15 protein-coding genes are annotated in these 10849 nt (G+C 34.7%); 1 reads left to right on the plus strand and 14 read right to left on the minus strand.

Translation table 11 applies throughout. From position 1 onward, the window contains the following. Positions 1–46 precede the first annotated feature (46 nt). Entirely contained in the window at positions 47–334 is a 288-nt protein-coding gene (locus tag QNJ50_RS21760; protein ID WP_300639351.1) for a toprim domain-containing protein, read from the plus strand. On the opposite strand, the gene QNJ50_RS21765 is transcribed toward QNJ50_RS21760, so the two are convergent. The 14 genes from QNJ50_RS21765 to QNJ50_RS21830 all read right to left on the minus strand — a co-directional run bounded on the left by QNJ50_RS21765 (position 331) and on the right by QNJ50_RS21830 (position 10830). After that, entirely contained in the window at positions 331–1206 is an 876-nt protein-coding gene (locus tag QNJ50_RS21765) for a hypothetical protein (protein WP_300639354.1), read from the minus strand. The genes QNJ50_RS21760 and QNJ50_RS21765 overlap by 4 nt on opposite strands. 159 nt (positions 1207–1365) lie before the next feature. Then, a complete protein-coding gene (locus QNJ50_RS21770) occupies positions 1366–1617 on the minus strand; it encodes a hypothetical protein (RefSeq protein WP_300639357.1) in 252 nt (83 codons plus the stop codon). A 385-nt stretch (positions 1618–2002) separates the two neighbouring features. Next, entirely contained in the window at positions 2003–2179 is a 177-nt protein-coding gene (locus tag QNJ50_RS21775) for a hypothetical protein (protein WP_300639360.1), read from the minus strand. Positions 2180–2192: 13 nt separating this feature from the next. After that, on the minus strand, positions 2193–2420 hold the full coding sequence (locus QNJ50_RS21780) for a hypothetical protein (protein WP_300639363.1): 228 nt from the start codon (positions 2418–2420) through the stop codon (positions 2193–2195). A gap of 109 nt (positions 2421–2529) precedes the next feature. Continuing rightward, positions 2530–2682 (minus strand): hypothetical protein, encoded by a 153-nt coding sequence (locus tag QNJ50_RS21785; protein ID WP_300639366.1) that lies wholly within the window; start codon positions 2680–2682, stop codon positions 2530–2532. Between the two features lie 14 nt (positions 2683–2696). Beyond that, entirely contained in the window at positions 2697–2906 is a 210-nt protein-coding gene (locus QNJ50_RS21790) for an MmgE/PrpD family protein (protein WP_300639369.1), read from the minus strand. A gap of 187 nt (positions 2907–3093) precedes the next feature. After that, entirely contained in the window at positions 3094–4128 is a 1035-nt protein-coding gene (locus QNJ50_RS21795; RefSeq protein WP_300639372.1) for a hypothetical protein, read from the minus strand. 83 nt (positions 4129–4211) lie between these two features. Then, positions 4212–4610: a hypothetical protein gene (locus QNJ50_RS21800; RefSeq protein WP_300639375.1), complete on the minus strand. Its 399-nt coding sequence runs from the start codon at positions 4608–4610 to the stop codon at positions 4212–4214. Between the two features lie 35 nt (positions 4611–4645). Next, the gene (locus QNJ50_RS21805; RefSeq protein WP_300639378.1) at positions 4646–5065 is read right to left on the minus strand and encodes a hypothetical protein; all 420 of its coding nucleotides are present in this window, start codon (positions 5063–5065) and stop codon (positions 4646–4648) included. 11 nt (positions 5066–5076) lie between these two features. Further along, a complete protein-coding gene (locus QNJ50_RS21810) occupies positions 5077–6846 on the minus strand; it encodes a type IV secretion system DNA-binding domain-containing protein (RefSeq protein WP_300639381.1) in 1770 nt (589 codons plus the stop codon). Further along, complete coding sequence (locus QNJ50_RS21815; RefSeq protein ID WP_300639384.1) at positions 6843–8039, minus strand: hypothetical protein; 1197 nt, start codon at positions 8037–8039, stop codon at positions 6843–6845. The genes QNJ50_RS21810 and QNJ50_RS21815 overlap by 4 nt, the downstream gene beginning before the upstream one ends. Before the next feature lie 192 nt (positions 8040–8231). Beyond that, positions 8232–8762, minus strand: coding sequence for a hypothetical protein (locus QNJ50_RS21820; protein ID WP_300639387.1), 531 nt, complete (start codon positions 8760–8762; stop codon positions 8232–8234). 10 nt (positions 8763–8772) lie between these two features. Beyond that, a complete protein-coding gene (locus QNJ50_RS21825) occupies positions 8773–10194 on the minus strand; it encodes a TrbI/VirB10 family protein (RefSeq protein WP_300639389.1) in 1422 nt (473 codons plus the stop codon). Between the two features lie 9 nt (positions 10195–10203). Then, the gene (locus QNJ50_RS21830) at positions 10204–10830 is read right to left on the minus strand and encodes a hypothetical protein (protein ID WP_300639392.1); all 627 of its coding nucleotides are present in this window, start codon (positions 10828–10830) and stop codon (positions 10204–10206) included. Between the last annotated feature and the right edge of the window lie 19 nt (positions 10831–10849).

Here is a 10849-nt window from a genome sequence, read left to right on the forward strand (position 1 = left end):
TACTGCCATCAGCAAATACACTCTGGAACAGTGAGTAGTTTATGACTTGCTTGAGCCGGATGCGTTGCAAAGCGCACGTCCGGTTCTGAGGGGGCGGGGTTATAGCGATATAATCCTGCTACCCGACCACAGTCTCCCCATTGTTGCCTATGACAATGATGCTCCAGGCCAGGAGATGGCGAATGAAGTTATGAAATTGATATCCAATGCTGTACGCAAGGGACCAAATGCAAAGGATTGGAATGAAGATTTAAAAAATATATTTGATTTTGCAACTAAAAAAGAAATATCAGAGCAGCAACAGCAGAGCAATGAACACGGTTTTAATATTTAACGACTCATGCCCCTATTCTGTTGCTGTTGTTGAGAATCAGCTAACTCATCAGCATATTCTTCGGCAATAGATTTTACTTTTTCCATATTTTCTAGATCTTCGTCTGAAGCATTGGGAGTAAATCTTCCATCCTTCAAGATTTCTGCACCATCAGATTTACGCTCTACTGTAATCGAATCATTCACCTTGAGAAAATTATAATTTTCACTGCTAAAGGTTATTGACCCATCTTCTTGTACTTCCCCAAACTCATTAACTATAAAGTCAATAGCTTGTGCAAGAGTTTCGTCGATTTGGACATTTTGACTTGCACGAATAAATGCAGAGTCATATAGCAAACGTTGCTTTTCAACTAAAGAATCATATTGTAAACGTTCTTCTTTAGTTAGTGGTCTATTCTCTATTCTACTTTTAGCCTCAATTTCCCGTTGCTGTTTATACAAAGCATGGCCTTGTTTCTTTGCTTGCAGAATTGATCCTAGATGCAGTTGAATTTCAGCAACTATACCATTTTCAGTCTCTACGTTGAGTAAAATATCCCTGTAACCGCTTTCGGTAGGATTTTTAAATCTGTCTTTGAGTGCTACTATTTTCCCTTCTTGTTGAAGCTCTTTTAGCCCCAATTCGACTTGCTCAAATTTTTCATAAATGATACTTGCCCGTAAAACATCTTTTACTTGACTTGCATCACCTCCATAATCTGCTTGAATTTTTTCTTCAGTTCTTTTTCTACCTTTTAATGGTGCAAACTTAGTTTGTCCTCCTGTTTTAATTGCTATTTCTTGTATCAGCTTTTGAAAGCTTGGTTTAACTTCTTCGGACTTTTTATAAATTTCATCTAAATTATTGGTAGGTTGCCTGATATCTGACATTACTTCAATCAAATCAGCGTTTTTCTATCACTCCGATCAGAGTAAAAATGAAATCCTTGTCGCATAAAGCTTTTAGGCAAAAGTGATGATTTAATTTATCGTGTACACTAAGCGAAAGTAATGAAGAATATGCTCTAAACACTTCGAATTATTCCAATTTTAATCACTTTGCTTGTTAGACAATCTCTGTCTAAGTTCTTTTACGCGCTCTTCAAAATCAATTTGAGATACTTTGTCAACATCACCTTCTCCTTGTATACATCTACTCAAATAAGAGATATCTCTTTGAAATTCTCCTGATTCCCATTGATACACTTGACAATCAAGCTCACCATTGTGAGTATCCAAAAGTTTTACTGGTCTAATTCCAACAATATAATATTGTGGATATTTGCAATTTTCACTACTCATAAATTACCTTATTTTATTAATATTACTTAATTAGAGTCTGCAAAAAGAGTAATACAAAAATAGCCTTGAGGATTGGTTAGTTAGTTACTAAATTTTGACTTGAACTGTTTTAATACAGCCTTTCATTTGTTGCCAACAGATGAAAGGATTTTTCATAACAATATTAGCTCTAATTGTGAGATTTGTTTATAATTTGGAGCTATGAATTTATTTTATTAAATTATATCTAATGTAAATTAAATTTAGAATTGTAATATCAAGGGTTTCAATAATCGATGTAAACATATTTGTGATTATTTTCATGAATTTACGTTATCTCAGCTTCTAATTCACGTAAGGTGTAAATTTTAAAATATTGGATTTGATGTAATTTGTTAGTTGATAATCATTCATCTAACTCACGAATTATTTTAATTTCATCATCTTCAAGATTAATCTCAAATTTTTTGCCATCTGGATTTTCCATTATTAATATATTATCTTCCTCGTAAAAGATTGGGTTGCCATGTAATCTATGCTTAAGTATTTCCTTTTGTACACCTTCCTGTACTTGTTTTGTCACTAGTTTAGACCATTCAGTAAATTCTTTTAATAATCGGGATTAATTGACTATCTGGGTGTCTTAAATATCGCTTACCATTACTATCAACTTCAACCGTTGCTACCCCATGAGCGTGCATATCATTAATTGCATTTTGTACGCCCTCTTGTGCAAGTATATTTCTTTCTTCAATAGTCATTTCGGAAAGTTCTTTCTTCTTAATTGCCTCGACATCTAATTCTTTATGAGAATCGTCACTCATATTCATATAACCAATTTCATGAAAATAATTAAACTTCCTATAGCGTAGCTGAGATTTATCTTTGGGTAAACACCAGGTATTTATTATTTATATTCCATCTAAGCGCCATTTATTTAAAAACTTTCGATTTTTCTAGGTTTATCAGCTTTGTTTCTATATCTGGATTCATGACAGGTATATTCAGTAAAATATTGCAAATAAAAGCACTTTTCCCTGCTCCATTAGGGCCAGCTATAACTATTAATTTTGGATTCGATGCCATTACAAGTGAATACGTTACTTATCTAATTCACGAATTATTTGAACTTTCCCATCTTCAAGCCTATACTCAAATCTTTTCCCGTCTGGATTTTCCATTATCAACATATTGTCCTCTTCGTAAAAAATTGGTTGACCATTTAACTTATGCATAGCTATTTCTTGTTGTACTTCTTTTTGAGCTTGTTCAGCCAAAGATTGAGACCATTCAGTAAATTCGTTATTCATGCCATTTTTCTTGTTAGTTTGCTTACAAATAAATTTTCAGAATTATAAATTTATTTGGTTATATTTTAAAGGAATTAGAAATAAATTGGCAAAGAGATTTATCTTTACCAATTTATTTTTCAGTACTGCTATTTTAAAACCTAAAGAACATATTTATTTTAAGGATTTTAAGTACTGTAAATTGGAATTATCTACTTATACCCTTAGATTGTTGCTGTTGTTGAGACTCAGCTACTTCATAAGTGTATTTTTGAGCAACAGATTCTACTTTCTCCATATTTTTTAAATCTTCCTTCAAGGTGTGGGAGGTAAATTCACCTTTATTTAGTATTTCTGCACCATCAGATTTACGATGAACTGAAATAGCATCCCCCTCCATTCGGAAATTATAGTTTTCACTGCTAAAGCTGATTGAACCATCACCCTGTTTTTCTCCAACTGCCTTAAGCATAGTGCCAACACTTGCTTCTATAACTTTACCTTTAGCATCCAAAACGTTAGAAGCAACCATATTTACAGTTTTGCTTACATTTGATGTGATGGTATTTTTCGTGCCGTCTATCGCATCCTTTACTCCATCTACTTTCTGTTTGACTTTACTTTTAAAGTCGTCAATTTTTGATTTGACTGCATCGATTTTAGGTTGAACAATTTTTTTAACTTGATTGATGATTCCTTTCGCAACTTCTTTTACTTTACGCTCAATAGAGCCGACGAAATTTTGTAGCTTTGAGTTTTCCGGATTGGGGGCATTAACTTTGACAGTATTTGTTAATGCTTGTGTCAGTTTTTCAATACTTTCTTGCTGGTTCTGAATTTGTTCTTGTAGTTTGTTTATAAATTCTAGAGTTTTATCAGGATTATTTTCTAATTTCTGTTGTTGGATTTGTTGTTCAAAAACAACCATTTGTTTCTGGATTCTTTCCAAGGCTGAAGATTTCTCAGACTTTTGAGAAATACTTTCAGATTGTGTATTATTTCTTATTTTTTCTATTGCAATTTTATCTGTAGTGATACTACCATTGGTGACTCTGTATACATCTTCTCCAGATGATATTCCTATGCGTACAGTACCTTTTAGCCTTTCAGGTTCATATATAGCTTTCCTCAATTTTTCTATTGCTTCTGAATCCATAGAGTTATTTTCTGTTTTACCTCCAACACTTCCCCTCCATTTGATTTCTTTACCAATAGCAAATTTTATAGTTTCCCCTTCTTTCAAGCCTTGAGCTTTGAATCTTTCTTCAATTATTCCTACAATTTCATCAAGAGATTTTTTCTCATCAGATTGTTTAGGAATTAGAATTAATTTCCTGTATTTAAAATAGATTGAATTAAAGCAGATGGTTCTACAATTACTTCTGGTAGAATTACACCACCTAATCGATTAATGATTATTGTTTTTTCTACTTGTATATAAGCCCATTGACCGTCAAACATTACAGATAAAGATTTTGATTTTTCATCATTGCTAGAAATATTGTATTCTTTTAGTTCCCCATTCAATATAAATACGTTTGGAGTATCTATATTTCCATAATAAATGTCAATTATTTCAGGTTTATATCCTTTATAAAATGGAGGTTTACCCCATACTTCTGCGGCATTTAAAACATCAATTCTATATTTATTAGCAAGAAGTGCTATATCCATAGGCAGCTTGCTAATTTGTTCTAATTCATATTCTGAAAATTCTTGACTCATATTTTTATCACCAATTATTTATACTAATAATAATCTTACCTTGATATTTTCAAACCTTGACTTTGATTTTGATTAATAGCTTCATATTCATATTTGTCCATAATTTTTTGAAGCATATTCATTGAATCAACATCTTTTTGTGACGCACTGTCAGTAAATGATTTATTTTCAAAAATTAACTCTCCATCCTTGTTTTTAACAGATATAGAATCTCCTTTTACATCATTATTATCTTTACTGAAAGTATAACTTTTACTCTCAAATACAATTGAATCACCTTTCTCGTTGCCAAAATCATCTAACATTTTATTGATACTTGAATTTATAGATTCACCATCATATTTCAAGTCATTTTTTTTATTTTTTTTATCTCCACCTCCATCTAAAATTGCCTCATAAATTCCTAAAATATTTTCTTGAGTTCTTGTTATCTCATGTTTATGATGTTCGCTCATAAATTTTTATCTTAAATTGACTGTAATTGTTTCTCATATTTGGATTTGATAGCAATATCTTTACTGGGTAATAATTTATCTGCTTCTTTCTCTCTGATTGTTAAATCTTTATCATTGCGGTCTTGTAAATTGAACTTTTCTGCTAATTCTTGCTGTACTTCATACCATTTACTTACGCTAAATTTATCGGAATCAATATCAATTTTAGGTATTTTTATTTTTTGTAGTAATGGTAGACCAATTGTTTGTCCAGATCTAAACCCTGGATTAATAATTACTGCTTTTCCCTCTGGAAGGGAATTGAATTGATTAATTTCAAATAAGCTACGGGTATTATTCTGGTCAGCAAGAGAAGTCGAAGCACCTCCTTTACCAGAACTACGAGAACGCTGTTTATACTTAATTTCCTCATTTCCTAAAAACTTACTGAAGCGCTCCGCTGCAACATCATCTTGAGGGTTGAAAAATGCTTTAGTCGCGCAACCTCCAAAAATTGCATTGGTAGTTTCTTTTCCGTAAGCTTCTTCAAGCTGGGATAAGTTTTGTAATCCCAAAATCGTAATCAAACCATCTTCCCTGTTTTGGTTTAACCAATCTACCAGTGCAGGGAGATATAAAGTTGGTAATTCATCAATTACCAATACCAAGGGTTCAGAACGCTTACCAGCAACATTCCTAGTGACTAGTAGGTGTAAGATTGAAGTCAGCAGTGGAGCAATAACATCACGTTTTTCTTTGTTAAGACCGAATACAGTCATCTGTCGCCCTTTTAAATCTAAAGGCATGGTTGTTGTGCCGCAGAAAGCTGACACGGCTGAAGGTGTCATGAAACGTGAAAACAGCCCATTAGCAGTTCCCACAATTGAACTAGCAGTTTCCGGGCTTCCAGCCACAGAAAGGAATTGAGAAAAACTAGCTTTAATCCAAGGATTTAGTTCTATATTTTCTAAACGATTAATTAAATCCTTGAGCTTAAGAATTGCATAGCACATCATAATGTCAGGGAAACAGGTTCCTTTTGCCATCATAAAAATGGCTTGTGCTAACTGGTCCCCTGCATTTGAGAAAAACCCACCATCAGAAGATTCACCTCCAACAAGCTTAAAGTTCTTATTCATCACAACCGCTAGTTGACGTGCCATCTCTGCGTCAGTATGACTTGTGAGGAAATCAAGCGGATTTGCAATACAAGATTCTGAAAACCCAGGAGCAAAAATATTGACATTATAATCCCGCTCGGCGGCATATCCAGCAAGCTTTGGTGCCTGACCTTTTGCTCCAGCAGTAGGTGATTCTTGGGTTGCATACTTGAAGTCGTAGAGAATAATCGGGAATCCTTGAAGTATCGCAGACCTAACCAAAGGATTAACCATAGAAAAAGTTTTCCCGCTACCAGGGCCGCCACAAACTAAAATTCCACGCTGGGCTTCTGGTAAGTAAATCCTGGATGCGTCTTCAGGAAGATATGTTATTTTTCTTCTTTCAACAACTTCAATCCTTGTACCCTTTGGAGAACCAACAAACAAACTAACTCGATTATGTTTTCGTTCTTTGATCTGTTTACAGGCAAGTTTACGTGCAAATTTTCTTTCTTTGCCTCCTGCCCACTTTGCACGGGCTAATTTATCTGAGCCACCTCGACCTTCAGCAAACTTAGCGAAAGCCAATACGCCAAGAGCCAAGAGTAACAAAAGCCCTAGAGGAGAATAAAGGATATCTAATCCTGGGGGAAGGATTTCGTTAGATATTTCTTGTGTTGCTGCGTTAGTTTGTGCTGTCATCGTCCGATACCCAAAATCACCAAGTCATTTTCTCTAACAGGAATCCAAGGAATTGGTCCGATAAAGTATGGGGTACAACTGCGTCCATGAAAAGGAATATGAGCGCATATTCTGAAAAATAATCCAAAGTCTGCTCTACCAGCAGATTCCTCAGCCCCGGTCATTACGACTTTAAAACCCGAACCATAAACTAATCTGCCAGTTGGCTCTTTCCCGCCATTAACTTTACTTAAAATCCCAAATCCACCTTTTACCTTTTGAGAAGAACCAGAAGCCCAACGCTTTCCATAAAGACCTTGACCTGCAATAAAGTCGCCTAACTCTAAATAGGAACATTCAGATCCAGGCTTACAAGCAACGGGAACAGTAACACCACGACGATTCACCCTACCTGATACAAAATAATTATTATTAATTCTTGGATCTCCACGCTCAGAAGTTCCAAAAACGACTGAATTAATACCAACCACTCCTGCACCAGCTTTGATTGATTGAGGCATTTGGGCGAATGGTAAGCGCTTTAAACCTGGAACCTGATTTATAAAACTTTGCTGCCATTGCTTAAATCTTTTGAACGGAATTTTTTCTATACCAGGAATAGAACTCATTCCATACTGACTTAAGCTCAGCTCTGACAATGGAAGTTTGGCAACTTTTGGATATCGACCCAAGACTTGAGAAATACTGATATTCCTACTACTTACCCCTGCTTGCAAAAATAAATCACTCAAAGGTTTAACTTCATTCACCTTGAGTTGTCCCAGTTGGGGAATTGCTTTAACTAAAGATTGAGGAGTCTGCCATTGAATTAAACCAAAATCTTCTAACGTACCAGCTGAAACTGGAACTACTTTAGATAAATCTTTCAGGCTCAAAGAAGAAATTTTAAAAGCTTCGTCCACATCTCCCAATTTCACGATCGAGTCTAACCTCTGTCCAGCCACCCAACTACGTGAAGGGTCATACCCTATTTTCTCAACTACTTTTGAAGGAACTTTTAAAAAACCTGGTTGTTGGACTGCTGGTAAATTTTCAAAGTTGATCCGTGACCAATCTGGTATTTTACCTTTATATTTACCTTCTGAATAATCTATAACAGGTATTTCTTGAGCAGAAACTCTAGGTAATAATGCAAAGTTTAAGAGAGTAAAAGTTACACTACTTATTAATAGTATCTTTTTAAGATTAATCATTATAAATACAAAACTGCAATATATTGTTAGGTGAAGTAATCAAAAACAATACCAATTTCCTTTAAGCTTGCTACACTTAGTTTATAAAAGGGAAAAGGGAATAGGGAACAGATTTAAATAATTTGATGTGTAGCGATTTTTTTAATTAGTATAATATTTATTTTTGACTGTTATGTATTTGAAAAATAGATTTTAATTCATAGGTTTTTTTATTTCTCTAAGTCTAGGTAATAAAGGTTTAGGTCTTTCTGAATCAGGTTTAATTACTAAGTTTGTATAAGCTGGCTTTCCTTTGATTGGAACTATTCTGAATTGATATTCTTTCTGGTTACCGTCAGTTCCTTGAGTTACTACAGTAAGCTCAGTACTTCCATCTGAACTACTTGTTATGTGAGGAAATTTAATAGGTTTTATTTTCCTTAAAAATAGGATAGTTGCTCCTGAACTTTGACAATCTCCCTGATTTAATTGGCATAAATTGCCGTTAGAAGAAAATCCTATATGAGATGGATCAGCAAGCCAAGCTTGTTTAACGACTTCGCCAGTTGGAATAAAATCTATCGTTAATCCATAACCATCGGCGACATTTAAAATAACTCCTTGTGAGCTTAAACCTTGAGCATCTTTAGAGTAAACAATCCTTGTAGGAATCCCCAGCATTTGACCTTGATTAACAAAAAATAAGCTCAACAAACTAAATGAAAAAATAAAACTTTTCATCATATAAAAAACTTTATAGATAAATAGTACGATTCACAAAAAGTCTCACATCTGTATCAGGTTTAATAATAAAAACTCTAGGTTGGGATCTAAGTCTTTGTAAATGTTCTTCTTGATTTCTTGCTGTTCTTGACAAAATCTGTTTTAAACTTCCTTCAGCGAACCCAGCTGCTAAATTTTTATTTCCATTGTTAGTAATACTTGATACTCCTAAAGAATTAATACTAGTTACGCTATTTCCCTGATTTTCGATCTCTGCAGCTTTCTCGACCCCCCCTAAGATAGAAGTAAGTACAATATTGCCCACATTCTCACCTGAATGGGAGGACTTTGCCTTCAAAGGCTTGCCATGAGACGCTAAAATTTCTATTGAATTTTCTGGAATCTTTTTTTCTTCAGTGTCACCATTGTTATTAATTAAAACACTCGTTGCTTGCATTTGAATAAATTTTGAACTGCTTGAATTAGTTACTTTAGCAACGATATAAGAATTTTTTGGTAGGACTTCATCTCCATTAGAACCCTTTAAAGGCTTTGACAATTGAATCAAATAACTTTGATTTTCTTGAGGAGGAATATTACCACCCCACATCACAGGTGTTTTTAGTTTCCCCTGTGTATAACTACCAACTAAGATACGCTTCCCACTGTAATCATTAGCGTAGCGTGACCGCAGGTCATTATTTTGCTCTCCGCTTAAACTACTAGCAATTTCTCCTGAACCCCCTTCTATCCCTTCTGTTTGTGTTGTTTGTTGAGAAATTTCACCAATTTCATTATTGCTACCGTAAACTCCTGTATTGGAAGCTGCCAACCATTCTTCCATTGGGTCTTTTTCTGTTTGTGTTGTCACAACTGGCTTGGGTTCTGGTCTGACAACAGGAGGTTTTGGAAAGTTAGTTCTATACAGTTGAGGTGGAGTAGGATTTTTAGTTACATAAACTACTTTCGGCTTTGGAGGCGTCGGTATGACTTTTGGATCTGGTTCCGAAGTTTTTTCAGCAGTTGATGTATCTTCTACAGGTGGTGTTGGTTGTACATTTAGATTTTGCAACTCACGCTTTTGAGTTGTTAAAGCTACTTTTGTTTTCAACTCCCCAGTTTGATCGGTTTCATTTACAGTTGATTCTTCTTGTTTCTCTGACTGAGTATCTGAATCAGGTGTATCAGTGGAATTAACCGCCTGTATCCCTTGATTTACTAAGCCTCCAAAAAAAACAATGAATACAAGCACTACACTAAAAACTAGCCCCATTTTTATCCAGGGCTGACGCCAAACCTCGCGAGTTGTAACCATCTGCTCAGGTTCGGCGACTTCTGGCGTTGATATCTGCTCGGGAGAAGGAGTTGGATTTTCTTCCTCGACAGTTGCCCCAGCCATAACAGCCAATTCATTTGCTTTTAAAGCTTTCTTATCTTCTTCAGTAGTTGACATAATTTAACCTCAAAGCTTAAGGTCTTGAATTTTAAAAATCTCCATTCCAGCCTTTCGAACTTTGTAAGCAACTTTTTGGGCTTCTGATGGGTTATTTGGTAGTGCTGGTGTGTCGATCGCCCTAACAAAAATTTTTTTATTGAAGCTAATAGCTCGATTTACCTCATCTCCATGACTGAAAAACACAAGATTAGCGACGAGATCTAGACTCCATTCACCCTCACCTAATTTCGAAGGCTGTGATATGTGACGGACTATCAAAGCAGATTGGACATTGCCCGTAAAAATTTCTTCTGGGACTAATTCAGCTAATTCTTTTAAAAAATCTTCTCTAAAATCTTCAGATAAAGAAAAAGAAGATTTCCAAACTTCAGTTGTAACCTTTTTACCTTTATCTCCAACCTCAATTCCTTTATCTAATTCAAGCTTCTTATTTATTCCAGAATTATTAACTATTTTTGGTAAGGCATTCCAACTAAGTAGAGAAACAAGGTTACTACCGGTGAAATTAACTATTGCTTTCGCTGAACGATTTTTGTCCCCAATATCTGAGACTCTTATAGAGCTTCCATCATCTAATTCTACTAAAGTTGGAGATTTAGATTGTAATTGACTCAATTGTCCAGAATTGGACATAGATAAAATCAGTATAAAT

Source organism: Mastigocoleus sp. MO_188.B34 (assembly GCF_030065675.1).
Classification (GTDB): Bacteria; Cyanobacteriota; Cyanobacteriia; order Cyanobacteriales; family Nostocaceae; genus Mastigocoleus.

What these genes read in the sequence shown, in the direction of transcription:
- QNJ50_RS21765 (WP_300639354.1), bottom strand. Translation starts at nt 1,206, where the DNA reads ATGTCAGATATCAGGCAACCTACCAATAATTTAGATGAAATTTATAAA.
- QNJ50_RS21770 (WP_300639357.1), bottom strand. Translation starts at nt 1,617, where the DNA reads ATGAGTAGTGAAAATTGCAAATATCCACAATATTATATTGTTGGAATT.
- QNJ50_RS21830 (WP_300639392.1), bottom strand. Translation starts at nt 10,830, where the DNA reads ATGTCCAATTCTGGACAATTGAGTCAATTACAATCTAAATCTCCAACT.
- QNJ50_RS21820 (WP_300639387.1), bottom strand. Translation starts at nt 8,762, where the DNA reads ATGATGAAAAGTTTTATTTTTTCATTTAGTTTGTTGAGCTTATTTTTT.
- QNJ50_RS21785 (WP_300639366.1), bottom strand. Translation starts at nt 2,682, where the DNA reads ATGGCATCGAATCCAAAATTAATAGTTATAGCTGGCCCTAATGGAGCA.
- QNJ50_RS21815 (WP_300639384.1), bottom strand. Translation starts at nt 8,039, where the DNA reads ATGATTAATCTTAAAAAGATACTATTAATAAGTAGTGTAACTTTTACT.
- QNJ50_RS21780 (WP_300639363.1), bottom strand. Translation starts at nt 2,420, where the DNA reads ATGAGTGACGATTCTCATAAAGAATTAGATGTCGAGGCAATTAAGAAG.
- QNJ50_RS21810 (WP_300639381.1), bottom strand. Translation starts at nt 6,846, where the DNA reads ATGACAGCACAAACTAACGCAGCAACACAAGAAATATCTAACGAAATC.
- QNJ50_RS21825 (WP_300639389.1), bottom strand. Translation starts at nt 10,194, where the DNA reads ATGTCAACTACTGAAGAAGATAAGAAAGCTTTAAAAGCAAATGAATTG.
- QNJ50_RS21800 (WP_300639375.1), bottom strand. Translation starts at nt 4,610, where the DNA reads ATGAGTCAAGAATTTTCAGAATATGAATTAGAACAAATTAGCAAGCTG.
- QNJ50_RS21790 (WP_300639369.1), bottom strand. Translation starts at nt 2,906, where the DNA reads ATGAATAACGAATTTACTGAATGGTCTCAATCTTTGGCTGAACAAGCT.
- QNJ50_RS21805 (WP_300639378.1), bottom strand. Translation starts at nt 5,065, where the DNA reads ATGAGCGAACATCATAAACATGAGATAACAAGAACTCAAGAAAATATT.